Genomic DNA, 22,975 nt, shown 5'->3' with positions numbered 1-22,975 from the left:
CATTTTCATCGCGTTCCGCGCCCCAGCGGCAGGAACCTGTAAACGCATTCAAGGAGTCATCGATGTCCACAGAACTGTTGAAAACCCCACTTAACGCCCTGCATCGGGAACTGGGCGCCAAGATGGTCGAATTTGCTGGTTACGACATGCCGGTGCAGTACCCGGCAGGCGTGATGAAGGAACACCTGCACACTCGCGAGCAGGCCGGTCTGTTCGACGTGTCGCACATGGGCCAAATCCTGCTCAGCGGTCCGAAAGCCGCCAAGGCCCTGGAAACACTGGTGCCAGTAGACATCGTCGATCTGCCCGTCGGTATGCAGCGCTACGCCATGTTCACCAACGAAACGGGTGGCATTCTCGATGACCTGATGGTTGCCAATCTGGGTAACGATCAGCTGATGCTCGTCGTCAATGCCGCGTGTAAAAACGAAGACCTGGCCCACCTGCGCAAGCACATCGGCGACCAGTGCGAAATCACCCCGCTGTTCGAAGAGCGTGCCCTGCTCGCTCTGCAAGGTCCGCAGGCAGTGACCGCACTGGCGCGCCTTGCGCCTGAAGTCTCGAAAATGACCTTCATGCAGTACACCGCAATCCAGATCGACGGCATCGACTGCTACGTCAGTCGCTCGGGCTATACCGGCGAAGACGGCTACGAGATCTCGATACCTGCCGATCGGGCCGAATCCGTCGCTCGTCGCCTGCTGGCCGAACCTGAAGTAGCACCGATTGGCCTTGGAGCCCGAGATTCCCTGCGTCTGGAAGCTGGCCTGTGCCTTTACGGTCATGACATGAACACCGAAACCACGCCGATCGAAGCGAGCCTGCTTTGGGCGATTTCGAAGGTCCGGCGTGCCGATGGCGCCCGTGCGGGCGGCTTCCCCGGCGCGGAACAGGTATTTGCCCAGCACCAAAGCGGTGCAGCACGCAAGCGCGTCGGCCTGTTGCCACAGGAACGCACGCCTGTTCGCGAGGGCGCGGAAATTGTCGATGCCAACGACAAGGTCATCGGTAACGTCTGCAGCGGCGGATTCGGCCCCACATTGGGCGCACCGCTGGCCATGGGCTACCTGGACGCCGCTTTCACGGCACTTGAAACACCAGTGTGGGCCATCGTTCGCGGCAAGAAAGTGCCGATGTTGGTCAGCAAAATGCCTTTCGTTGCGCCACGTTACTTCCGCGGCTGATTATCAACGTCAAAAATTGCGGCACCGCAACAGTGCATGAGACTGTTACGACGCCGCAGTTTGATACTTTTCGAAACAGCAATCGAACTGTCAAAAAAATGCACTTTCAGATGCCCTTCAACAGTAAAAACTATCGATCCCCGCTACTTGGTTAAACTTTTCAAAAACAGTCGAAACGCCCTGAAACCGGGCTTATCCGGGGGCTTGTTTTTTCTGCGAGAGTTAGCGTAGAGTTTCTCGACTGTGTTTGCATGGGTCGCTGGGATCGTGACCTGGGCAGTAGCGCCAAAAGCAATGCTACATCCCGCTCTACGTTTCTTCTTCCTGCAACCAGCCCAGTACTCTTTCGTGTGAAAGAGACTGTCATTAATTTATGCTTCAAGGAATAAGAAAATGTCTCAACGTCAGAGCGGCACCGTTAAGTGGTTTAACGACGAGAAAGGTTTTGGTTTTATCACTCCAGAGAGCGGTCCGGATCTGTTCGTCCATTTCCGCGCTATTCAAGGCAACGGTTTCAAGAGCCTGAAAGAAGGTCAGAAAGTGACGTTCGTGGCTGTGCAGGGCCAGAAAGGCATGCAGGCTGACGAAGTCCAGGCTGAAGCTTAAATAGCAGAAGCAAAAGCCCCTGATGGCAACATCAGGGGCTTTTTTATGCCTGCGATTCACTAAACTGCCTGCATTCAGGCGAATGAGCGCTGCGCATGCCCAGACATCAATTGCGTCCACAAGGTGACTTTCCCCCAGCTGGCTTGGGTCGGCGTCTGGCGGCGATCTTCTACGACACCCTGCTGTGCGTCGCGCTGCTGATGGTCACCACCTTCATCTACAAGTTGATCTGGATGGGCATGGTCGGCGAAGCGAAGTTGCGCCAGCTTTCGGAATCCGGCGCGCTTGACGGCGACCCTCTGCTCTCGACCATTCTGCTGTTCGCACTGTTTGCCTTCTTCGCCAAGTTCTGGACCCATGCCGGGCAGACGCTGGGCATGCAGGTCTGGGGCATCCGCGTGCAGAACGCCGATGGCACCGGCATCAGCCTGTGGCAGGCGCTGCTGCGGTTCGTAGTGGCGATCGCTTCCTGGCTGTGTGTCGGGCTGGGTTTTTTCTGGAGCCTGTTCGACAAACAGAAACGCAGCTGGCATGACATGTATTCCGAGACGCAGTTGGTGCGGATTCCGAAGCGTAAGAGGACCTGAGCGTTGTACGGAATCCAATTTGTAGGAGCCGGCTTGCTGGCGACCGGCGTTGGATCAGCTACACATGCGTTGTCTGACACTCCGCATTCGCCAGCAAGCCGGCTCCTACAGTGAACGCGACCATCCAATACATGCGCGGTGTGGCTTCCAGGGCAAAAGTGGCTCACAAAAAAGCCGACCCTGAGGTCGGCTTTTCCATTACAACCTGACGATCAACCCGCCCGACGAAGCAACCAGATACCCGCCAATGCGCAGATACCGGCAGGCACCAGCACCGCAAACAGCGGCGAGAAGCCGAAGACCAGGCTCGATGGGCCCAGCAGGTCCTGCGCGATACGGAAGGTGAAGCCCACCAGCACGCCGGTGAAAACGCGCTGACCCAGGGTTACTGATCGCAACGGGCCGAAGATGAACGAGATCGCCATCAACACCAGCGCTACCGTCACCAGCGGCTGCAGGATCTTGGTGTAGAACGCCAGCCAGTAGCGACCGTTAGCCAGACCCTGGTCGGCCAGATAGTGCGCATAACCGTAAAGGCCGGTCATGGACAGCGACTCTGGAGGAAGCACCACCGTGCTCAAAAGTTGCGGGCTGAGGGCAATGTTCCAGCGTTCTTGCGGGGTGCTGACCACTTCGGTGCGGCCCTCATGGAACAGCGTCGTCGAGACGTCCTTGAGCTCCCAGTATTCAGTCTTGTAGTTCGCCTGTTTGGCGAAACTGGCACTGATCATGTGCCGCTGATCGTCGAAACGGTAGCGGGTCACGCCATACAACAAGCCGTTTGGCTGCACGGTGTTGATGTGGATGAACTCGTCGCCCTGACGGTGCCACAGGCCATGGCGCGCACTTTGCGCATCGCCTGTACCCTGAGCCAGGGAACGCGCGGCCTGCGCCTGCGCTTCGGTGACCGGCGCAACGTACTCACCAATCAGCAGACCCGCAATCATCAGCACCAGCATCGGCTTCATGACCGCCCAGACGATACGCCCGATGGACACGCCCGCCGCGCGCATGATGGTCAGTTCGCTGCTGCTGGCCAGTGCGCCCAGACCGATCAGACAGCCAATCAGCGCGGCCATCGGCAGCATGTCGTAGAGACGGCGCGGCGCGGTCATGACCACGAAACTGCCAGCGTCCCAGAAGGTGTAGGTGTCGCTGATATCGGCCATCTCGTCGATGAACGCAAACAGCGAAGCCAGGCCGAGAATGATGCCCAACACGGCCAGAATGGCCATGAACACGCTTTTGCCGATGTACCAGTCGAGCTTAGCCATGGGCCACCTCCGACGCATCGCGGCGGCTCGCCATCTTCAAGCGCAAAGGCTCCCAGTAAAGCAGTCCCAGCCCGATGGACAGGAAGATCGCATGCACCCACCACAAGCCGAGCGGGCCAGGGATCTTGCCTTTCTCCAGCGCACCGCGAGCGGCAATCAGGATGGTGAGGTAAGCCATGTACAGGAGGATCGCCGGCAACAGCTTGAGGAAGCGGCCCTGGCGCGGATTGACGCGCGACAGCGGCACCGCCATCAGCGTCACGATGAACACCAGAATGGGCAGTGAGATCCGCCACTGCAGCTCGGCCTTGTTGCGCAACGAAGCCTCGCCGGTGAGCAGTTCACTGGTTGGAATCGCGTCACGGTCGGTGATCTCGTCACTGATATCCGGTTTTGGCAGCAGCGCGCCATAGGTGTCGTACTTGATGGCGCGGTAGTCGGCCTGCCCCGGATTACCGTCATAGCGGTAGCCGTTGTCGAGAATCAGATAACGGCTCCCATCGGGTCTGATCTCCTGCTTGCCCTTCTCCGCCACCAGCACGGTGATGCCGTGATCCTTCTTCTCCTCCAGTTTCTTCTCGGAGATGAAGACGCCACCAAGATTGATGCGGTCGTCAGTCATGGTTTCGGTATAGGTCACGCGGCTGCCGTCGCGCAGCAACTGGAAACGGCCCGGCACCAGGGTGTCGAACTCGGTCATCGCGTCCTGCTTGTTGATCAGCAGCTGGAACTGGGTCGCGCCTTGCGGCGCCAGGCTGAAGCTCAGCCATGCCACGAGCAGGGAGACCAAAGCAGCCGGCGCCAGGGTCATCCACAGCAGGCGTTGCTGGCTCATGCCGGTGGCCGCCAGAACGGTCATCTCGCTTTCCAGATACAGGCGGCCGTATGCCAGCAGAATCCCGAGGAACAGACCCAGCGGCAGAATCAGTTGCATGAACCCCGGCAGACGGAAACCCATGATCAGAAACAGCACGCCGGGATCGAGGGCACCGGACGCGGCCTGGGCCAGGTACTTGATGAAACGACCACTCATGATGATTACCAGCAGCACAGCGCTGACAGCGCTCAAGGTAACCAGCACTTCTCGGGACAGGTAACGGAAGACAATCAAACCAGACACTCCAGGGTCGTCACGCTCAGACAGCCTGACAAGGAAATGGGTCAATCATGGCGCGCGCGACCGCGAACCAGCGAAAAAATATGCGGCATTATCCTGTGATTGGGCGTGTCTGTCACTGAGCGCACCGGATACTTCCTTAACCCAAGCTGACGCCAGCGCACTTACGGGGTTGTCATCGGTCCTTTGGCGGGGTCAAACTGCGGGCTTTGCCGCGAGCAGCAGTGCTGCGGGTCTTGGCAGCTGCCAGGCCGCGCATTCATTTTGCGATAACCCATAGTTTATTCGGGGACCCCGACATGGAATTGGTTGTTAAGAGCGTCAGTGCAGAAACCTTGAAGACCGCCACACTGGTGGTTGCTGTCGGTGAAGGCCGTACCCTGAGCGATGTTGCACAAAGTATCGACACTCTGAGCGGCGGCGCGATCAGCGCTGTGCTCAAACGCGGCGACCTGGCCGGCAAAGTGGGCCAGAACCTGCTGCTGCACAGCCTGCCCAACCTCAAGGCCGACCGCATTCTGCTGGTGGGCAGCGGTAAGGAACCAGAGCTGACCGACCGTCAATTCCGCAAGATCATCAGCGGCGTGCTGAGCACGCTGAAAAGCCTGGGCGGCACCGATGCGGCCTTTGCGCTGGACCACCTGAACGTCAAGAACCGCGACATCTATGGCAAGAACCGCCTGCTGGTCGAGACGCTGGCCGATGGCGAATATGTGTTCGATCGTTTCAAGAGCCAGAAAGCCGACCCGCGCGCGCTGAAGAAAGTCACCCTGTTGACCGCCAGGTCCACCGTTGCCGAGGTCGAGCGTGCCGCCAAACACGCCCAGGCCATCGCCGCAGGCATGGCAGTGACCCGTGATCTGGGCAACATGCCGCCGAACATCTGCCACCCGACTTACCTGGGCGAACAAGCCAAGGCACTGGGCAAGGCGAACAAAGGTCTGAAAGTCGAAGTCTTCGACGAGAAGAAAATTGCCGATCTGGGCATGGGTTCGTTCCTGGCCGTCGGCCAGGGCAGCGCTCAGCCGCCACGCCTGATCGTGATGCAATACTCCAACGGCAAGAAAAGCGAAAAACCGTTCGTGCTGGTGGGTAAAGGCATCACCTTCGACACCGGCGGCATCAGCCTGAAACCGGGCCTGGGCATGGACGAAATGAAGTTCGACATGTGCGGCGCGGCCAGCGTGTTCGGCACTCTGAACGCCGTACTACAACTGCAACTGCCGATCAACCTGGTGTGCATCATCGCAGCGGCGGAAAACATGCCGAGCGGCACCGCGACCCGTCCGGGCGATATCGTCAAGACCATGAGCGGCCAGACCGTGGAAATCCTCAACACCGACGCCGAAGGCCGTCTGGTGCTGTGTGATGCCCTGACCTACGCCGAGCGCTTCAAGCCGCAGGCCGTGATCGACATCGCCACCCTGACTGGCGCTTGTGTCGTCGCACTGGGCGGCCATACCTCGGGCCTGCTGGGCAACAGCGATGCGCTGATCGATCAAGTGCTGGAGGCTGGCAAGCGCGCCGACGATCGCGCCTGGCAACTGCCGCTGTTCGATGAATATCAGGAGCAACTGGACAGCCCGTTCGCCGACATCGCCAACATCGGTGGCCCGAAAGGCGGCACCATCACCGCAGCCTGTTTCCTTTCGCGGTTTGCCAAGGCCTACGAGTGGGCGCACCTGGACATCGCCGGCACTGCATGGCTGAGTGGCGGCAAGGACAAGGGCGCCACTGGCCGTCCGGTTCCGCTGCTGACCCAATACCTGCTTGACCGCGCTGGCGTATAAACGCCTTTGAATCCTGCAGCTCCTCGCTCGATAACAAGCGGGGGGCTGCAGGACTGGCGTTCTGGAATCTTCATGACCCAAGTCGACTTCTATATCCTGCCCAGCGCCGATCCGCTCGCGCGCCTGGACTTCGCCTGCAAACTGACCGACAAGGCCTGGCGCCTCGGTCACCGGGTCTATCTGCATTGCAGCGACGCCGAGCAACGTGCGGAATTGGACGCGCGCCTGTGGCGCTTCAAGGGCGAAACCTTCGTCCCTCACGGCCCGGTGGAGAATGATCAGGACGCCCCGGTCGCATTGGGCATTGGCACCGACCCCGGACTTCATCAGGATCTGCTGGTCAATCTCGACCTGCGCATCCCCGAATTCTTCAAACGATTCGCGCGCGTCGCGGAGATCGTCGTGGAGGATCAGTCCATCCGGCTGGCAGCGCGAGAGAGTTTCCGCTTCTACCGTGAACAGGGCTATCCTCTGCAGGATCACCGACTGCAGCGTCTTTGAGCATACGATGGACAACTCAAAACACCTGAAAGACTCCGCGCACTTGCTGGACGACCTCGAGTCGATCCGCCAGTTGCTCGGCGATGACTCCCTGCAACCGCCTCTGTTGACCGACACGGTCCACGACGAAGGTCAGATTCCCTTGCTGTTCGACGTGGTCAGCGGTCGGGTGATTGCCGCCGATGAGCAACCGAACGCTGACGACATTCCTGTGCTGAGCGCCGAGCCGGACATCGCTATCGAACCGCCCGCCCAGCCAGCCCAGCCAGAACCGCAAACTCGCACGCCGAGCCCTGACGATCTGCTGCATCTGGACAGCGAACTGCGCGCCGCCGCGCAATTGATCATGCAAGACGTCATCGACGACTTCGCCCCGCACATCGAAAACGAAATCAAACGCCGTCTGGAAGCACGGATGGAGCGGCTTTTGAATCAGTACGAAAACTGATCCAGATGGATTGAAGGCTCGCTTGACGGCGCTGGACTCCGCTTCTGCCCGCAGGGCGTGGAAGCCTGGCTTGCCAGCGATCTGTCGCAAAGCGGCAGTGAACCCTGTGCACGCGATTTGCCTGGCACAACCAAAGTGACCGGTTTTGCTGCCGCTTCGCAGCAGATCGCAAGCAAGCTTGCTCCTACGACCTGCGGGCAGAATCAGAGGCCAATCCGCGAGTCTTGCTCAAAGCAATGCCCATCGCGCCTCGGGCAGAATCATAAGACCTGCTACACGCCACTCACCCTCTCGCCACTTGCCGCTTATAACTTGCAACTGCCCCGAGCTTGTAGCTTGCACCTGCCTTGAAAAGCTATACTTCCCGGCTTTTCCGACTGAAAGCAGATCAGGTTCCCGCCGCGCATGGACAAGACCTACCAGCCGCACGCCATCGAAACTTCCTGGTATCAGACCTGGGAGTCCGAAAACTATTTCGCTCCGCAAGGCGCGGGCGACTCGTACACCATCATGATTCCGCCGCCGAACGTCACCGGCAGCCTGCACATGGGCCACGGTTTCAACAACGCGATCATGGACGCCCTGATCCGTTTCCGCCGCATGCAGGGTCGCAATACCCTGTGGCAGCCCGGCACCGATCACGCCGGTATCGCCACGCAAATGCTGGTGGAGCGTCAGCTCGAAGCGCAGGGCCAGAACCGTCATGATCTGGGGCGCGAGCAATTCCTCGAGAAAGTCTGGGAGTGGAAGGATCAGTCCGGCGGCAACATCAGCCGTCAGATTCGTCGCCTGGGCTCGTCCGTCGACTGGAGCCGTGAGCGCTTCACCATGGACGACGGTCTGTCCGAGGCCGTTAAAGAGGCGTTCGTGCGCCTGCATGAAGACGGTCTGATCTATCGCGGCAAGCGTCTGGTCAACTGGGACACCAAGCTGCATACCGCCATCTCCGACCTCGAAGTGGAAAGCCACGACGAGAAAGGCAGCCTGTGGAACCTGCGCTACCCGTTGGCCGATGGCGCCAGAACCGCTGAAGGTCTGGATTACCTGATCGTCGCCACCACGCGTCCGGAAACCATGCTCGGCGATGCTGCCGTTGCGGTGAACCCGAACGACGAACGCTACAAGGCCCTGATCGGCAAATTCGTCGAGCTGCCGCTGGTGGGTCGTCGCATCCCGATCATCGCCGACGATTACTGCGACCCTGAATTCGGCACTGGCTGCGTGAAGATCACCCCGGCTCACGATTTCAACGACTACGAAGTCGGCAAGCGCCACAACCTGCCGCTGCTGAACATTTTCGACAAGAACGCACATGTTCTGGCCGCCGCTCAGGTGTTCAACCTCGACGGCACGCTAAACGAGTCCCTCGACGGCACGCTGCCAGCTGAATACGCAGGTCTGGACCGCTTCGAAGCGCGCAAGCAGATCGTCGCTGCATTCGATGCTGCGGGCCTGTTGGTCAGCGTTGACGATCACGCCCTGAAAGTCCCGAAAGGCGACCGCTCCGGCACCATCATCGAGCCGTGGCTGACCGACCAGTGGTACGTGTCCACCAAGCCGCTGGCCGAGCCTGCGATCGCTGCCGTGGAAGACGGTCGTATCGCCTTCGTGCCCAAGCAGTACGAAAACATGTATTTCTCCTGGATGCGCGATATTCAGGACTGGTGCATCAGCCGTCAGCTCTGGTGGGGCCATCGCATTCCGGCCTGGTACGACGCCTCCGGTAAGGTCTACGTCGGCCGCGACGAAACCGAAGTACGTGCCAAGCACAACCTCGGTCCTGACGTTGCGCTGCAACAGGACAACGACGTGCTCGACACTTGGTTCAGTTCGGGCCTGTGGACCTTCTCTACGCTGGGCTGGCCTGAACAGACCGATTTCCTGAAAACCTTCCACCCCACCGACGTGCTGGTCTCGGGCTTCGACATCATCTTCTTCTGGGTCGCCCGGATGATCATGCTCACGATGCACCTAGTGAAGAACGAAGACGGCACTCCGCAGGTCCCGTTCAAGACCGTTTACATGCACGGTTTGGTGCGCGATGGCCAGGGTCAGAAAATGTCCAAGTCCAAGGGCAACGTCCTGGACCCGCTGGACATCATCGACGGTATCGACCTTGAGACGCTGGTGCAGAAACGCACCTCGGGCCTGATGCAGCCGAAGCTGGCGAAGAAGATCGAAAAGCAGACCCGCGATGAATTCCCTGACGGTATTGCCAGCTACGGCACCGACGCCCTGCGCTTCACCTTCTGTTCGCTGGCATCCACCGGTCGCGACATCAAGTTCGACATGGGCCGCGTCGAGGGCTATCGCAACTTCTGCAACAAGATCTGGAACGCTGCGCGCTATGTGCTGGACAAAGGCGAGGACTGCGGCCAGAACGGCGAAGAAGTCGAACTATCGCTGCCGGATCGCTGGATTATCTCGCAGTTGCAGCGCACTGAAGCCGAAGTGACTCGCCAACTGGATCAGTTCCGTTTCGACCTCGCGGCACAGGCACTGTACGAGTTCATCTGGAACCAGTATTGCGACTGGTACCTGGAGCTTTCCAAGCCGGTACTGTGGGATGAGAACGCGCCGATCGAACGTCAGCGCGGCACCCGTCGCACACTGGTTCGCGTGCTGGAAGTGGCGCTGCGTCTGGCCCATCCGTTCATGCCGTTCATTACCGAAGAAATCTGGCAGCGCCTGGCGCCACTGGCAGGTAGCACGGGCAAGACCATCATGCTGCAGCCATGGCCGGTGGCGAACGAAGCACGCATCGACGTGGCAGCCGAAGGCGACATCGAATGGCTCAAGGGCCTGATGCTCGGCGTGCGTAACATCCGCGGCGAGATGAACATCGGTCCGGGCAAGCCGCTGCAGCTGTTCCTCAAGAATGTCAGCGCCGAAGACCAGCGCCGTCTGAACGAGAACGAACACCTGCTCAAGAAGCTGGCCAAGCTCGAATCGTTCACCGTGCTGGCTGCAGGCGCCGAAGCGCCATTGTCCGCAACCGCGCTGGTTGGCGAAATGGAAGTGCTGGTGCCGATGGCGGGCCTGATCGACAAGGGCGCCGAGTTGGCACGTCTGGACAAGGAAATCCAGCGTCTGCAGGGCGAAGTGCAACGCGTGGGTGGCAAGCTGTCCAATGCCGCGTTCGTTGACAAGGCGCCGCCTGAAGTCATCGCCAAGGAACGCGCCAAGCTGACCGAAGCCGAACAGGCGCTGGGCAAGCTGGCCGAGCAGCATGCGCGGATTGCCAGTTTGTAATAAATGAATCAGCCAGCCTGAATCGCAGGCTGGCTGACCACCACAAACCCTGTAGGAGCCGGCTTGCTGGCGAACCCGCCGGATCAATTGACATCCAGGTGTCCGATCTGACGCTTTCGCCAGCAAGCCGGCTTCTACAGGGTTTTGTGTTCTTTCAAGAAGCGATCTTCCACATGACCGGCCCAGACAGACCCAAACCACCGCGCCAAAAGCCCAAATCCGCTCAGGCAGCCAAGCCTGCCGAGCCGCGTGAAAAGGCCAGCCTGCACCCGCGCAATCGCCATCAGGGCCATTACGACTTCCCGCGCCTGATCAAGAGCAGTCCTGAACTGGCAAAGTTCGTGATCACCAACCCCTATGGCAAGGAGAGCATCGACTTCGCCAATCCGGCGGCGGTTAGGGTGTTCAACCGTGCGTTGCTCAAGGCCTTCTATGGCATCGCCCATTGGGACATTCCGGCGGATTACCTGTGCCCGCCGATTCCCGGCCGTGCCGATTACCTGCATTTTCTCGCTGACCTGTTGGCCGAACACAACGACGGCGTCATCCCGCGCGGTGCGGCGATCAAGGCGCTGGACGTCGGCACCGGCGCCAACTGCGTCTATCCGCTGATTGGACACAGCGAATATGGCTGGCACTTCCTGGGCTCGGACATCGACAAGATCGCCCTCGCCTCGGCCGCCACCATCGTCAAGGCGAACAATCTGGGGAAGGCCATCAACCTGCGTCAGCAGAACGACCGCAAGCACATCCTCGTCGATCTGCTGCTGGCCAATGAGCGCTTCGACGTCAGCCTGTGCAACCCGCCCTTCCACGCCTGCGCCGAAGAAGCCCTGCGCGGCAGCCAGCGCAAATGGCGCGCGCTGGGAAAGGCCGATCCCAAGCGCAAGCTGCCGGTGCTGAACTTCGGCGGCCAGGCCGCTGAATTGTGGTGCGAAGGGGGCGAGGCGCGTTTCGTCTCGCAACTGATCACCGAGAGCGCACGAGTACCGACTCAGGTGCTGTGGTTCAGCACGCTGGTCTCCAAGGCTTCGAATCTGCCATTGATCCAGAGCGCGCTGAAAAAAGTCGGGGCCATCGAAAGTCGGGTCGTCGAAATGTCACAAGGACAGAAGCAGAGCCGCTTCGTCGCCTGGACATTCCATGATCGGGCGCAGCAGGCAGCGTGGCGGGCGGAGCGTTGGAGCACGGGTACCCGATGACGATCACTTTCGGCTTTTGATTCTGGCCGCAGGCGCCGGCTTGCTGGCGAACGCGTACGGTCAGTCGACATTTGTGTAGCGGACACTTCGGGTTCGCCGCAAGCCGGCTCCGGCAGCGTCATGCGTAAACCTTAAATCACAGGCACAAAAAAACCGTGTCCGGATCGCTCCGTCACACGGCTTTTCCTGCAAGTAGCGTTTTCGCTTACTTGTTGACTGCGTCAGTCAGGCCTTTGGCAACAACCAGCTTGATCACTTTCTTGGCGGCGATTTCGATGGCAGCGCCAGTCGAAGGGTTACGGCCAGTACGGGCAGGACGCTCGGTCACTTTCAGCTTGCCGATACCTGGCAGGGTGATTTCGCCGCCATTTTCCAGCTGGTCAGCGACGATTTGGCCCAATTGGTCGAGAGCGTTGCGCGCGGTGGTTTTAGGCGCGTCGATAGCTTCTGCGATATCGGCGATCAATTGGTCTTTAGTCAGAGCCATGGTGGTGTTCCTTCCCTATCAAATTCATATGGTTTGCAGAGTGTGTACAGACGCGAAATGTAGATACCGAAATCGGCCTTTGGTTCGGCCGAACGCCCACAAACTGCGTGCTTGGCGCGCTTCAGTGCGCAAGACCGGGCAAAACTAGCACAGAGCTACGCAAATATCCGCACCTACCTAGCCATTTGGTCAGCTTTATCACGGTTGGAACCCAAAAAAGTCATATTAATGGGCATCAAGCCCTGTTTCAGGCCTCGCCAGCGCGTTCTCGCCCAAGTCTGCGGTACACTTGCCGACTTTCCCAGGGGCCATGCTTGCCCTCGTTCAGTTCCACTTCAGCAGTCGAGAAATCCATGCCGATCCGTCATGCCATCGTTCACCTGATCGACAAGAAACCCGACGGTACGCCCGCAGTCCTCCACGCTCGAGATTCCGAACTCGCGGAGTCCCAGGCCATCGAGAACATGCTGGCCGACCTCAACGAGAGCTACAACGCCAAGCAAGGCAAAGCCTGGGGGTTGTTCCACCCGGAGTCCGGCGCGCACCCGTTCAGCGGCTGGCTCAAGGAATACGTCGATGAAGGCACGGATTTCACCGCCTTCAGCCGCGTGGCGGTCGAGCACCTGCAAAAGCTGATGGAAGAATCCAACCTCTCGGTGGGCGGTCACGTACTCTTCGCCCACTACCAACAGGGCATGACCGAGTACCTGGCGATCGCCCTGCTGCACCATAGCGAAGGCGTGGCGGTGAACGAAGAACTGGATGTTACGCCGTCGCGCCATCTGGACCTGGGTCAGCTGCATCTGGCCGCGCGGATCAACATCTCCGAGTGGCAGAACAACAAGGCATCCAAGCAGTACATCTCGTTCATCAAGGGCAAGAACGGTAAGAAAGTCTCCGAATATTTCCGCGACTTCATCGGTTGCCAGGAAGGCGTTGACGGCCCCGGCGAAACCCGCACCCTGCTCAAGGCCTTCAGTGATTTCGTCGAAAGCGAAGACCTGCCGGAAGAATCCACCCGCGAGAAAACCAAAGCCTTGGTCGATTACGCCAGCAGCCAGAGCAAAATGGGCGAGCCTATTGCGCTGGAAGAGCTCTCCGGTCTGATCGACGAAGACCGCCCGCGTGCGTTCTACGAGCACATCCGCAACAAGGACTATGGCCTGTCGCCGGAAATCCCCGCCGATAAACGCACGCTCAATCAGTTCCGCCGCTTCACCGGCCGCGCCGAGGGTCTGTCGATCAGCTTCGAAGCACACCTGCTGGGCGACAAGATCGAGTACGACGAAGAAAAAGGCACGCTGATCATCAAGGGTTTGCCCACACAGCTGACCGACCAGTTGAAGAGGCGCTGACATGCTCGTGCGCACCCTCAAAAAGTTCGTGCTGATCATGCTGGTCGTGGTCGTCTATCAGAACTGGGGCAAGATCGAGAACTTCATCCACCCCTCATCCGCTGTATCGGCGCAGGTTCAGGCGAACGCGAAAGTCACGCTCTACGCGACCGACTGGTGCGGTTACTGCAAACAGACTCGACGCTTCCTCGACAGCAAGGGCATCCCCTACACCGAGTTCGACATCGAGAAGTCCAGGGAAGGCCGCAAGGCTTACGAGGCGCTCGGCGGGCGTGGCATCCCTCTGATCGACGTGAACGGCACGTTGATCAGAGGGTTTTCACCGGATGAGATACTGGCGGCGTTGAAATGATTCAGCGCTTCTCGATACGGAAGCCATAACGCGGGAAGTGCACATGCAACGTGCCTGCACGTTCGTCCTCGCGACGCACAATGATTTCCTCGCGGCCGTTGAATACCAGCTCGCCCTCCACCGGGTCCACGCCGTAGTCCACGGCTGACACGCTGACCTGATCTCCCACGTTGAATCCGTTTGGATCAGTGAACGCCTCCTCGGGCAACTGCGCCGGGGTCGCGCTGTGCGCGATCTCAATGGCATCGGCCGGACTTAGCTCACTGGCGGCCCCATGCCCGAACCCGATAACCCGCTGATACCACGCCGACACGGCCGGGTAATCATCGACCAGCGGCGCGGTGACGGGCGTCTGTTTCAGGAACCACAAGGTATGGGCCACGGAGAAGTCGGCAATCGACGGGACACCCAACAGAAAATCGCCATTGCGCTCCAGCTGGGTTTCAAGGCGACTCATCAACGTCGGCCACTGATGCTGCGCCAATTCCAAAGGCAGGCGAGTTGCGCTGCCGCCGTCAAAGAAAGTCGAACGATCGGCCACGAACGCCTTCACCGCTTCAGGCGGCACCTTGGCAAAGCGCACGGCCAGCGAGGCCGGCTGGAACACCAGACTGACCGAATGCAGAAACAACACTGTATCCGCCCAGTTCGCCAGGCTCGCGGCAGTGAATTCCTGCCCTTGCGGATAGAAGCTCGGCGATGACTTTTCAGCCTCCAGACGACGAGCAATCAGTGCGGTATCGCAGTAAATATCCGCTCCGACCTGCAGCACCGGCGTCTTACGATAGCCGCCGGTGAGCGTAGTGAGATCAGGCTTTGGCAGGATCGACGGAACGATCACGGAACGCCATGAGAGCCCTTTGTAGCCGAGCATCAAGCGCGCCTTTTCGGCGAACAGGGAGGTGGGATAGTGATGCAGGATCAGTTCTGACATTTGCTCTCGAGCCTCGTCTGGGAAGGGCTCAGCCTAGTGGGTCTGCGAAGAGCCGTCGAGTGACGACACTGCCAAATCCGATGCCCGCGATAACCCGGGCGGGACTTATCGCGAGATGTTCCAACACGAACTTCGTCGTTGCAAACCAAGGCGCCTAACCTTTGAGTCAGTACCAGGGAAGGAGTCCTCATCATGAAGATGCTCGTAAACAGTCTTATCGTTTGCAGCTTGCTGCTAACCGGCTGCGAATCCGCGACACCGCAGCGTCCCGTCCCGCCTGTGACCACGGCGCATAACCCAGCACATGCGGCTCAGTCATCCGATGATTTGGTGGCGTCTCTTAATCGCCTGTACAACGATGAGCAACAGGACTGCAGGGAGATAGGCAGCAATCTGCCTCGCGGCCATTACTACTGCAGCGGCATCATCATCCGCGCGACGGCAGACGGCGATTACCTGCCCTGGACTCATAGCCCGGCCTCGATGACCCGCGGATCAGCGTCATTTTCATGGTTTCGCAAAGATGACCATCCGACGCTGTTGCTCCAACCGTCTGGCTTCATTTTGCGCAATGCAGTCGAAGCTGATCGCCTGGGATTGCCGGGGTTTGACGCGGGCTTCATTTGCCTGTTTCCCAAGGACGCCGAAACGGCCGGTAACCCTCTCCACAACGGCTGCATCAGCCGATTTGCAGAGCCGGTCGTCCATCAGATCCATCCGCAGCCGGATACCCCTCATCGCAACGCGCAATTCGCCTGGGGCTCATGCGAGGACATCGGTATCACTACGCTGGAACAATGGATGGCCTACACCGGGGATATGTTGGGTAGCAATGCCACGACTACGCAGTGCTCGTGGAACGTCGACAGCCAGAATGGATGGCGTAACTCGATTGCCATGCAAGGTCACTACCCCGACTTCGATTTTTATTGGAATGAATTGCTCATGGCGACCGTGGACGACGGCTATGGCTTGAAGGATCAGATTTCAGCTGTTTTTCTGGATGCCGCGGGCTATGCGCAAGGTATCGAGCCGGCCCGAAACTTTCAGCGCAAGCTCATCGCCAATGACAGTTACGCGCCTATCGTGCGCCTTGATCTTTCATCCGCCAGGCCGTTTTCATTCCATCAGGAAGATCAGGTCACGGATGTACGTTGAAGTCGCTCGCTGAAAACGCAGAAGTGCCGGTTGCGGCCAGCGCCTCCTTGGCGCTCTTGCGCAGCTTCTTGATCAAGCGCTCTTGACGCAGCGCCTCGCCCTTGTCGCGACAGGCTTCGATGTAGACCAGGGCCACAGCCGGACTTGAGTAAAAAAAGCGCGCGCCCTTGCCGCTCTGATGTTTCTGGAAACGACGATGGGGGTCATCGCTGACGCCGCAATACAGCGAGCCGTTGGCAGCGCGAACCAGGTAAACGAACCACGGCTTCACGCTGACGGTTTCAAGTACAGGCTCTTGGACGATAGCAATATCGGTCATGGAAGATCAGAAAGTGTAAGCAGGGGAGCGGCGATTCTAGCAGAGCATTACCGGCCGGCCTGAAACGCCTTCAACCCCTTCTGCGCCTGAGCGCGAATGGCGCCTTGCACGAAAGGCGTCCAACCCAGCAGCGCGCCCTTCGCACCGAGGGCCTGTCGCGACCAGCGCCAAAGATCGAAGCTGTCGTGATGCTCGCAGATCTTGCCATCACGAAAGACAAAGCGCGCCTGAATATCGTTGGTCACCGTGCGGCCGGTCTGACTGAACAGGTAAGTGGCGACCCAATGAGCGGCACCGATACGTTCGTCTGCCCGCACGGTGTCGAACCGCAGCGAGAAGGCCTTCGCCCGCGACGTCAGCATCCGCCACATGTCACCTGCCTCATGGCCGCGTAACTCGCCGAACACCGGATCACTGAACAGCACGTCATCGCTGTAACAGGCGACCATGGTTTCGGCGTCGAGACGATTGAACGCCTCGTAGAACCGGGTGATCAGTGCGTGGTTGCGCTCACACTGGTTGATTTCGCTCATGCGGCAGGCATCCAGGAAAAAAGATGCCTTCACGATAAGCGTCGGCCCGGCGTTTTGCCATGAACATTCGCCGCACAACTATTCAACGATTCAGACTTTTTCGCTGGTGACGTCCACATACAGCGCACGACCGGCGCCCATGCCCGCGAGGATCGCAGCTACGCCAATAATGCCGAAGATCCATCCAACTGCGCTCCAGCTGCCAGTCCAGTCGTGCACCACCCCGACCGCGAACGGACCGAGCGACGCCACGGTGTAACCCACGCCCTGGGCCATGCTAGACAGGTTGGCGGCGACGTGAGAGTCGCGCGAGCGCAGTACGATCAGCGTCAGCGCCAGACTGAACGTTCCGCCCTGCCCCAAGCCCAGCACCACGGCCCAGACCCACAATTGGTTGAGTGGCGCATACAGACAGCCGAACAGGCCGCCGAGGGTCAGCAGCATGACTAACAGAATCGCCAATCGCTGGTCCTTGCCACGGGTAGCGAGCCATGGCGCGGTGAGGGAGCTGATCAACTGAACCATGATCGAGCCCGACAGCAGCAGGCCCGCTTCGGTGGGCGTCAGGCCGCGACCGATGAGAATCGAAGGCAGCCAGCCGAACACGATATACGCCAGCGAAGATTGCAGGCCCATGTACAGCGTCACCTGCCAGGCCAGGCGGTCGCGAAACAGACCGCGCACGCGATAGGCCGCCTGGTGTTGACCCTGACGTTGGCGAGTCTGCGGCCACCAGAAGATCGCGGCCAGAAGCGCCGGGACGATCCAGAAGCCCAGGCCAATGGTCCAGCTGTCACCAAAGTGCTGACTCAACGGCACCGTCGAGCCTGCCGCCACCGCCGCGCCCAGGCAAAGCGCCATGGTGTAGACGCCGGTCATGGTGCCCGCCTGTTTGGCGAAATCCCGTTTGACGATGCCCGGCAGCAGCACGCCGATGATGCCGATACTCGCACCGGCCATGATGCTGCCCGTGAACAGGCCAACCTGGCCGAATGAACTGCGCAGCAGGATTCCGCAGGTCAGCGTCATCAGAATGCCCAAAACGACGCGCTCACTGCCGAAGCGCCGCGCCAGAATCGGCGCCAACGGCGCGAACAGCCCCAGACACAGCACCGGCAAGGTCGTCAGCAGCCCGGCTTTGGCTGCAGACAGCCCCAGGCTCGCCGACACTTCACTGAGCAACGGCGCCATACTCGACAACGCCGGACGCAGGTTCAGCGCCACCAGCACCAGCCCGAACAGCAGAAACCAGGGGCGCTTCAACACCGGACGATGCTGTTGAACCTGCTCGTCGTCAGCCTCCGCGTCGATCAGCAATTCGTTGATTTCATGATGTTGTGGGGAATGGGATAGCGTGTCGCTCGCCAGTGGCGCCTTGGTCGTCATGGGATTCTCATGTAGGCAGGATGTGTAACAGCGCATTGCGCAAAGGTGCAATCCTGTTGGAGATCGGCAGAGAACACAAGTTTTGCGGGGATTGAGTACAGTTTTGCGGCACAGCCAAAGTACGAATCGATCCCTGTGGGAGCGAATGCATTCGCCCTGCGGTCGCGCGTCCGGAGGATCTTTTGTGCCTGCGGTATTTTTCGCGGATAAATCCGCTCTCATAGTTCTCGTACGTGCCGCACCACGTGCCACAAACAAAAAACCCGGACACAAGATCCGGGCTCTTTGGAAACGCAGCTGTTAACTCAGTGCAAAATCTGGCTAAGGAACAGCTTGGTACGGTCGCTTTGCGGGTTGTCGAAGAAGTCGTTCGGTGCGGCTTGCTCGACGATTTCGCCTTTGTCCATGAAGATCACACGGTTGGCCACGGTGCGGGCGAAGCCCATTTCGTGGGTCACGCAGAGCATGGTCATGCCTTCTTCCGCCAGGCCGACCATGGTGTCCAGAACCTCTTTCACCATTTCCGGGTCAAGGGCCGAAGTCGGCTCGTCGAACAGCATGATTTTCGGCTTCATGCACAGGGCGCGGGCAATGGCCACACGCTGCTGCTGGCCGCCTGACAGCTGGCCCGGGTATTTATGCGCCTGCTCCGGAATGCGTACGCGCTCCAGATAGTGCATGGCGATTTCTTCGGCCTTTTTCTTCGGCATCTTGCGCACCCACATCGGCGCCAGCGTGCAGTTCTGCAGGATGGTCAGGTGCGGGAACAGGTTGAAGTGCTGGAACACCATGCCGACCTCGCGGCGGATGGTCTCGATCTGCTTAAGGTCCGAAGTCAGCTCGGTGCCATCGACGACGATGCGACCTTGCTGATGCTCTTCCAGACGATTGAGGCAGCGAATGGTAGTCGACTTGCCAGAGCCCGACGGGCCGCATAAGACGATACGCTCACCTTGACGCACGTTCAGGTTGATATCTTTCAATACGTGGAACTGGCCATACCACTTGTGTACGCCTTCCATCCGGATCATGCCTTCGGCGCCCAGAGGCTTGCTGATAGCTTCACTCATCACATAACTCCTAACGCTTGTGGCCTGTGTCCAACTTACGCTCCAGGTGCATGGAGTAGCGGGACATGCCGAAACAGAAGATCCAGAACACCAGGGCCGCGAAGACGTAACCCTCGGTCGCCATGCCGAGCCAGTTCGGGTCGGCGGCAGCTTGCTTGACGCTGTTGAGCAGGTCGAACAGGCCGATGATGATCACAAGACTGGTGTCCTTGAACAGCGCAATCACCGTGTTTACCAGACCGGGAATCACCAGCTTCAGGGCTTGCGGCAGAATCACCAGGCCCATGCGACGCCAGTAGCCCAGGCCCATGGCCGCGGCCGCTTCATACTGCCCCTTGGGAATGGCCTGCATGCCGCCGCGCACCACTTCGGCCACGTACGCCGACTGGAACATGATCACGCCGATCAGGGCACGCAGCAGCTTGTCGAAGTTCATGCCTTCAGGCAGGAACAACGGCAGCATCACTGAGGACATGAACAGTACGGTAATCAGCGGTACGCCGCGCCAGAACTCGATGAAGGTCACGCAGATCACGCGAATCGCCGGCATGTCGGAGCGACGGCCCAGCGCCAGGATCACGCCCAGCGGCAGCGCACCGGCGATACCCACGGTCGCGATGACCAGCGTCAGCATCAGCCCGCCCCACTGGCTGGTCGCCACTTCGGCCATGCCGAAGATCCCGCCGTGCAGCAGAAAATAGGCAACGATCGGGTAGATCACCAGAAAGCTCAGGCCGTAGACCGCCTTGCGTGGCATGGCTTTGATGAACAGTGGTGCGGCACCGATGATCGCCAGCCAGACGGTCAGGTCGACCCTCCAGCGCAGTTCCTGCGGGTAGTAGCCGTACATGAACTGGCCGAAGCGCTGCTCGATGAACACCCAGCAGGCGCCGGCCTTGGTGCAGTCGGCGCGGGTAGTGCCGACCCAGTTGGCGTCGAAGATCGTCCAGCTCAACAGGGGTGGAATCACCAGCCAGATCAGATAGATCGCGAACAGGGTCAACAGCGTGTTGATCCAGCTCGAGAACAGGTTCTGGCGCATCCATGCCACCGGGCCGAAGACTTTGCTCGGCGGTGGCATGTCAGGTTTGAAAGTATGGGGTGTCATGCGCGTTTCCTCACCGCTCGATCAGCGCAATGCGCTTGTTGTACCAGTTCATCAGCAGGGAAATGCTGATACTGATCGCCAGGTACACGCTCATGGTGATGGCAATGACTTCGATGGCCTGACCGGTCTGGTTCAATACGGTGCCGGCGAACAGCGAAACCATTTCCGGATAACCGATACCGGCGGCCAGCGAAGAGTTCTTCGCCAGGTTCAGGTATTGGCTGGTCAGTGGCGGAATGATCACCCGCAGTGCTTGCGGGATGATGACCTTGCGCAGGGTCGGGCCCGGACGCAAGCCCAGCGACCGCGCCGCTTCGGTCTGGCCGTGGCTGACCGACTTGATGCCCGAACGCACGATTTCGGCGATGAACGCCGCGGTGTAGACCGTCAATGCCAGGGTCAGGGCGAGCAGTTCAGGGATCAATACCCAGCCGCCCACGAAGTTGAAGCCTTTGAGCTCTGGCATCTCCCAATGCACCGGCGCCCCGAAGATCAGCGCGCACAGCGCCGGGATCACGATGAACAGCGCCAGGCCCGCCCAGAACTTGTGGAACGGGACGCCAGTGGCTTCAAAGCGCTTGTTCGCCCATTTCGCCATGAACACGATGGCGACGATGGCCAGCACCATGCTGATCACGAACGGCCAGGCAGCGTCGGTCGCAATCGCGGCCGGCATGTTCAGACCGCGACTGCTGACGAAGAACGAACCGAAGAAGCCGTGTGCTGCGCGAGGGCCTGGCAGGGTCAGGAACACCGCGAAGTACCAGAACAGAATCTGCAGCAGTGGCGGAATGTTGCGGAAAACTTCGACGTAGACCGTCGCCAGCTTGTTGATGATCCAGTTGTTGGACAGACGCGCCACGCCGACGATGAAGCCGAGCAGGGTCGCGAGAATCACGCCGATGAAAGTCACCAGCAGCGTGTTGAGTAAGCCGATGAGGAAAACACGTGAATACGAGTCCGACTCCTTGAACGGAATCAGGTGCTGCGCGATGCCGAAGCCGGCGCTGTTTTCAAGGAAACCGAAACCTGACGTGATGCCCCGGTGTTGCAGGTTGGTTTGAGTGTTATCGAACAGATACCAACCCATCGCGACTACTGCGATAACCGTGATTATCTGAAATAGCCACGCACGCACTTTGGGATCGCTGAGGGTTAGCCTCTGCTTGGGTGCGCTGATTTGATTTTGCATGGAGTGCCCCAGAAGAAATGCAACGAAGCACCCGGCTGCGGATCACGCAGCCGGGTACAGGTCAATCAACGCACTGGTGGTGCGTATTGAATGCCGCCGTTGGTCCACAGAGCGTTCATGCCACGGTCGATTTCCAGAGGAGTGCCTTTACCCAGGTTCTTCTCGAAGATTTCGCCGTAGTTACCGACTTGAGCAACGATCTTGACGACCCAGTCTTTCGGCAGTTTCAGCTGCGGACCGTAGTCACCGTCGGCACCCAACAGACGGGCCACGTCAGGGTTCTTGGTGGATTTGGCTTCAGCTTCGACGTTCTTCGACGTCACGCCAGCTTCTTCAGTGTTCAGCAGCGCGTAGCCAACCCAGCGAACGATGGATGTCCACTCGTCGTCACCACGGGCGACAACCGGCGCCAGAGGCTCTTTGGAAATGGTTTCAGGCAGAACGATGTAGTCCTTCGGATTAGCCAGCTTGGAGCGTTGTGCGTAGAGCTGCGATTTGTCGGAGGTCAGCACGTCGCAACGACCGGATTCCAGCGACTTGGCGCTTTCGTCGGAGGTGTCGAAGGTGATCGGGGTGTATTTGAGGTTGTTGGCGCGGAAGTAGTCGGAGACGTTCAGCTCGGTGGTGGTACCGGCCTGGATACAGATGGTCGCGCCATCCAGCTCCTTGGCACTTTTCACGCCCAGCTTGTTGCTGGCCAGGAAGCCAACGCCGTCGTAGTAAGCGACGAAGCCTGGAAACACCAGACCCATACTCGCGTCGCGGGAGCTGGTCCAGGTGGTGTTACGCGACAGGATGTCGATTTCGCCGGACTGCAGCGCAGTAAAACGCTCTTTGGCGTTCAGCTGGCTGAATTTCACTTTCTTGGCGTCGCCAAAAACGGCAGCCGCGACTGCGCGGCAGAAGTCCGCATCGATACCTTGAATGGTGCCGCTTTTGTCAGGTACCGAGAAGCCTGGCAAACCGTCGCTCACGCCGCACTGGATGAAGCCTTTCTTTTGGATGGCATCCAGTTTTGCGCCCGCTTGAGCGAAACCGGTCATGCCGAGCGCTGCTGCGGCGGCTACTACAGCCAGGGTGGATTTCAACATCTTCATTCAAACCTCCAGTTTGCTCTTTG

General features: G+C 59.5%; 22 protein-coding genes. 11 read left to right on the top strand and 11 right to left on the bottom strand.

Annotated elements, in window-relative coordinates:
- Positions 1-62: 62 nt before the first annotated feature.
- From gcvT to ACRER8_RS13825, 3 genes are all read left to right on the top strand, one after another.
- The gene (gene gcvT / locus ACRER8_RS13835; protein ID WP_431746814.1) at positions 63-1,184 is read left to right on the top strand and encodes a glycine cleavage system aminomethyltransferase GcvT; all 1,122 of its coding nucleotides are present in this window, start codon (positions 63-65) and stop codon (positions 1,182-1,184) included.
- A 393-nt stretch (positions 1,185-1,577) separates the two neighbouring features.
- On the top strand, positions 1,578-1,790 hold the full coding sequence (locus ACRER8_RS13830; protein ID WP_003175786.1) for a cold-shock protein: 213 nt from the start codon (positions 1,578-1,580) through the stop codon (positions 1,788-1,790).
- 95 nt (positions 1,791-1,885) lie between these two features.
- Entirely contained in the window at positions 1,886-2,377 is a 492-nt protein-coding gene (locus ACRER8_RS13825) for an RDD family protein (RefSeq protein WP_431746813.1), read from the top strand.
- A gap of 212 nt (positions 2,378-2,589) precedes the next feature.
- Here the strand turns inward: ACRER8_RS13825 and lptG are convergent, their stop codons facing one another.
- Together lptG and lptF are read right to left on the bottom strand one after the other, a co-directional pair.
- Positions 2,590-3,651 (bottom strand): LPS export ABC transporter permease LptG, encoded by a 1,062-nt coding sequence (gene lptG / locus ACRER8_RS13820; protein ID WP_431746812.1) that lies wholly within the window; start codon positions 3,649-3,651, stop codon positions 2,590-2,592.
- Positions 3,644-4,762, bottom strand: a complete 1,119-nt coding sequence (gene lptF / locus ACRER8_RS13815; protein ID WP_431746811.1) for an LPS export ABC transporter permease LptF — start codon at positions 4,760-4,762, stop codon at positions 3,644-3,646. The genes lptG and lptF overlap by 8 nt, the downstream gene beginning before the upstream one ends.
- A 305-nt stretch (positions 4,763-5,067) precedes the next feature.
- Here lptF and ACRER8_RS13810 point away from each other — a divergent pair, with 305 nt between their 5' ends.
- From ACRER8_RS13810 to rlmF, 5 genes are all read left to right on the top strand, one after another.
- Entirely contained in the window at positions 5,068-6,558 is a 1,491-nt protein-coding gene (locus tag ACRER8_RS13810; RefSeq protein WP_431746810.1) for a leucyl aminopeptidase, read from the top strand.
- Positions 6,559-6,630: 72 nt separating this feature from the next.
- The gene (locus ACRER8_RS13805; protein WP_431746809.1) at positions 6,631-7,059 is read left to right on the top strand and encodes a DNA polymerase III subunit chi; all 429 of its coding nucleotides are present in this window, start codon (positions 6,631-6,633) and stop codon (positions 7,057-7,059) included.
- Positions 7,060-7,066: 7 nt separating this feature from the next.
- The gene (locus ACRER8_RS13800; protein ID WP_431746808.1) at positions 7,067-7,507 is read left to right on the top strand and encodes a DNA polymerase III subunit chi; all 441 of its coding nucleotides are present in this window, start codon (positions 7,067-7,069) and stop codon (positions 7,505-7,507) included.
- Positions 7,508-7,912: 405 nt separating this feature from the next.
- Positions 7,913-10,759, top strand: a complete 2,847-nt coding sequence (locus ACRER8_RS13795) for a valine--tRNA ligase (RefSeq protein WP_431746807.1) — start codon at positions 7,913-7,915, stop codon at positions 10,757-10,759.
- A 173-nt stretch (positions 10,760-10,932) separates the two neighbouring features.
- Positions 10,933-11,961 (top strand): 23S rRNA (adenine(1618)-N(6))-methyltransferase RlmF, encoded by a 1,029-nt coding sequence (rlmF, locus tag ACRER8_RS13790; RefSeq protein WP_431746806.1) that lies wholly within the window; start codon positions 10,933-10,935, stop codon positions 11,959-11,961.
- Between the two features lie 205 nt (positions 11,962-12,166).
- On the opposite strand, the gene ACRER8_RS13785 is transcribed toward rlmF, so the two are convergent.
- Positions 12,167-12,448: an HU family DNA-binding protein gene (locus tag ACRER8_RS13785; RefSeq protein WP_007905514.1), complete on the bottom strand. Its 282-nt coding sequence runs from the start codon at positions 12,446-12,448 to the stop codon at positions 12,167-12,169.
- Positions 12,449-12,801: 353 nt separating this feature from the next.
- Between ACRER8_RS13785 and yejK the strand changes: the two genes are divergently transcribed.
- Together yejK and ACRER8_RS13775 are read left to right on the top strand one after the other, a co-directional pair.
- A complete protein-coding gene (gene yejK, locus ACRER8_RS13780) occupies positions 12,802-13,803 on the top strand; it encodes a nucleoid-associated protein YejK (RefSeq protein WP_431746899.1) in 1,002 nt (333 codons plus the stop codon).
- 1 nt (position 13,804) lies between these two features.
- The gene (locus ACRER8_RS13775) at positions 13,805-14,155 is read left to right on the top strand and encodes a glutaredoxin family protein (protein WP_431746805.1); all 351 of its coding nucleotides are present in this window, start codon (positions 13,805-13,807) and stop codon (positions 14,153-14,155) included.
- A 1-nt stretch (position 14,156) separates the two neighbouring features.
- On the opposite strand, the gene ACRER8_RS13770 is transcribed toward ACRER8_RS13775, so the two are convergent.
- Positions 14,157-15,089 (bottom strand): glutathione S-transferase family protein, encoded by a 933-nt coding sequence (locus ACRER8_RS13770; protein ID WP_431746804.1) that lies wholly within the window; start codon positions 15,087-15,089, stop codon positions 14,157-14,159.
- A gap of 192 nt (positions 15,090-15,281) precedes the next feature.
- Between ACRER8_RS13770 and ACRER8_RS13765 the strand changes: the two genes are divergently transcribed.
- Complete coding sequence (locus ACRER8_RS13765; protein ID WP_431746803.1) at positions 15,282-16,247, top strand: hypothetical protein; 966 nt, start codon at positions 15,282-15,284, stop codon at positions 16,245-16,247.
- On the opposite strand, the gene ACRER8_RS13760 is transcribed toward ACRER8_RS13765, so the two are convergent.
- The 7 genes from ACRER8_RS13760 to ACRER8_RS13730 all read right to left on the bottom strand — a co-directional run bounded on the left by ACRER8_RS13760 (position 16,231) and on the right by ACRER8_RS13730 (position 22,952).
- Positions 16,231-16,566, bottom strand: coding sequence for a GIY-YIG nuclease family protein (locus ACRER8_RS13760; protein ID WP_431746802.1), 336 nt, complete (start codon positions 16,564-16,566; stop codon positions 16,231-16,233). The genes ACRER8_RS13765 and ACRER8_RS13760 overlap by 17 nt on opposite strands.
- Positions 16,567-16,613: 47 nt before the next feature.
- Entirely contained in the window at positions 16,614-17,099 is a 486-nt protein-coding gene (locus ACRER8_RS13755) for a nuclear transport factor 2 family protein (RefSeq protein ID WP_431746801.1), read from the bottom strand.
- A 90-nt stretch (positions 17,100-17,189) separates the two neighbouring features.
- Positions 17,190-18,485: a CynX/NimT family MFS transporter gene (locus ACRER8_RS13750; RefSeq protein WP_431746800.1), complete on the bottom strand. Its 1,296-nt coding sequence runs from the start codon at positions 18,483-18,485 to the stop codon at positions 17,190-17,192.
- A gap of 305 nt (positions 18,486-18,790) precedes the next feature.
- Positions 18,791-19,555: an amino acid ABC transporter ATP-binding protein gene (locus tag ACRER8_RS13745; protein WP_081565416.1), complete on the bottom strand. Its 765-nt coding sequence runs from the start codon at positions 19,553-19,555 to the stop codon at positions 18,791-18,793.
- Positions 19,556-19,565: 10 nt separating this feature from the next.
- Complete coding sequence (locus ACRER8_RS13740; protein WP_431746799.1) at positions 19,566-20,663, bottom strand: amino acid ABC transporter permease; 1,098 nt, start codon at positions 20,661-20,663, stop codon at positions 19,566-19,568.
- Positions 20,664-20,673: 10 nt separating this feature from the next.
- Positions 20,674-21,855: an amino acid ABC transporter permease gene (locus ACRER8_RS13735; RefSeq protein ID WP_431746798.1), complete on the bottom strand. Its 1,182-nt coding sequence runs from the start codon at positions 21,853-21,855 to the stop codon at positions 20,674-20,676.
- A gap of 65 nt (positions 21,856-21,920) precedes the next feature.
- Positions 21,921-22,952, bottom strand: coding sequence for an amino acid ABC transporter substrate-binding protein (locus ACRER8_RS13730; protein WP_431746797.1), 1,032 nt, complete (start codon positions 22,950-22,952; stop codon positions 21,921-21,923).
- Between the last annotated feature and the right edge of the window lie 23 nt (positions 22,953-22,975).

This window comes from Pseudomonas sp., assembly GCF_050739935.1.
In the GTDB taxonomy this organism is placed as follows: domain Bacteria; phylum Pseudomonadota; class Gammaproteobacteria; order Pseudomonadales; family Pseudomonadaceae; genus Aquipseudomonas.
Note: the sequence above shows the minus strand (reverse complement) of the source record. Positions and strands in the feature narration are given on the sequence as shown.

Coding starts and splice junctions, on each gene's coding strand:
- lptG (WP_431746812.1), bottom strand. CDS start 3,651: ATGGCTAAGCTCGACTGGTACATCGGCAAAAGCGTGTTCATGGCCATT.
- ACRER8_RS13735 (WP_431746798.1), bottom strand. CDS start 21,855: ATGCAAAATCAAATCAGCGCACCCAAGCAGAGGCTAACCCTCAGCGAT.
- ACRER8_RS13795 (WP_431746807.1), top strand. CDS start 7,913: ATGGACAAGACCTACCAGCCGCACGCCATCGAAACTTCCTGGTATCAG.
- ACRER8_RS13830 (WP_003175786.1), top strand. CDS start 1,578: ATGTCTCAACGTCAGAGCGGCACCGTTAAGTGGTTTAACGACGAGAAA.
- ACRER8_RS13775 (WP_431746805.1), top strand. CDS start 13,805: ATGCTCGTGCGCACCCTCAAAAAGTTCGTGCTGATCATGCTGGTCGTG.
- ACRER8_RS13770 (WP_431746804.1), bottom strand. CDS start 15,089: ATGTCAGAACTGATCCTGCATCACTATCCCACCTCCCTGTTCGCCGAA.
- ACRER8_RS13800 (WP_431746808.1), top strand. CDS start 7,067: ATGGACAACTCAAAACACCTGAAAGACTCCGCGCACTTGCTGGACGAC.
- ACRER8_RS13740 (WP_431746799.1), bottom strand. CDS start 20,663: ATGACACCCCATACTTTCAAACCTGACATGCCACCGCCGAGCAAAGTC.
- ACRER8_RS13825 (WP_431746813.1), top strand. CDS start 1,886: ATGCCCAGACATCAATTGCGTCCACAAGGTGACTTTCCCCCAGCTGGC.
- ACRER8_RS13760 (WP_431746802.1), bottom strand. CDS start 16,566: ATGACCGATATTGCTATCGTCCAAGAGCCTGTACTTGAAACCGTCAGC.
- ACRER8_RS13730 (WP_431746797.1), bottom strand. CDS start 22,952: ATGAAGATGTTGAAATCCACCCTGGCTGTAGTAGCCGCCGCAGCAGCG.
- yejK (WP_431746899.1), top strand. CDS start 12,802: ATGCCGATCCGTCATGCCATCGTTCACCTGATCGACAAGAAACCCGAC.
- ACRER8_RS13755 (WP_431746801.1), bottom strand. CDS start 17,099: ATGAGCGAAATCAACCAGTGTGAGCGCAACCACGCACTGATCACCCGG.
- ACRER8_RS13785 (WP_007905514.1), bottom strand. CDS start 12,448: ATGGCTCTGACTAAAGACCAATTGATCGCCGATATCGCAGAAGCTATC.
- ACRER8_RS13810 (WP_431746810.1), top strand. CDS start 5,068: ATGGAATTGGTTGTTAAGAGCGTCAGTGCAGAAACCTTGAAGACCGCC.
- ACRER8_RS13805 (WP_431746809.1), top strand. CDS start 6,631: ATGACCCAAGTCGACTTCTATATCCTGCCCAGCGCCGATCCGCTCGCG.
- gcvT (WP_431746814.1), top strand. CDS start 63: ATGTCCACAGAACTGTTGAAAACCCCACTTAACGCCCTGCATCGGGAA.
- ACRER8_RS13765 (WP_431746803.1), top strand. CDS start 15,282: ATGAAGATGCTCGTAAACAGTCTTATCGTTTGCAGCTTGCTGCTAACC.
- rlmF (WP_431746806.1), top strand. CDS start 10,933: ATGACCGGCCCAGACAGACCCAAACCACCGCGCCAAAAGCCCAAATCC.
- ACRER8_RS13750 (WP_431746800.1), bottom strand. CDS start 18,485: ATGACGACCAAGGCGCCACTGGCGAGCGACACGCTATCCCATTCCCCA.
- ACRER8_RS13745 (WP_081565416.1), bottom strand. CDS start 19,555: ATGAGTGAAGCTATCAGCAAGCCTCTGGGCGCCGAAGGCATGATCCGG.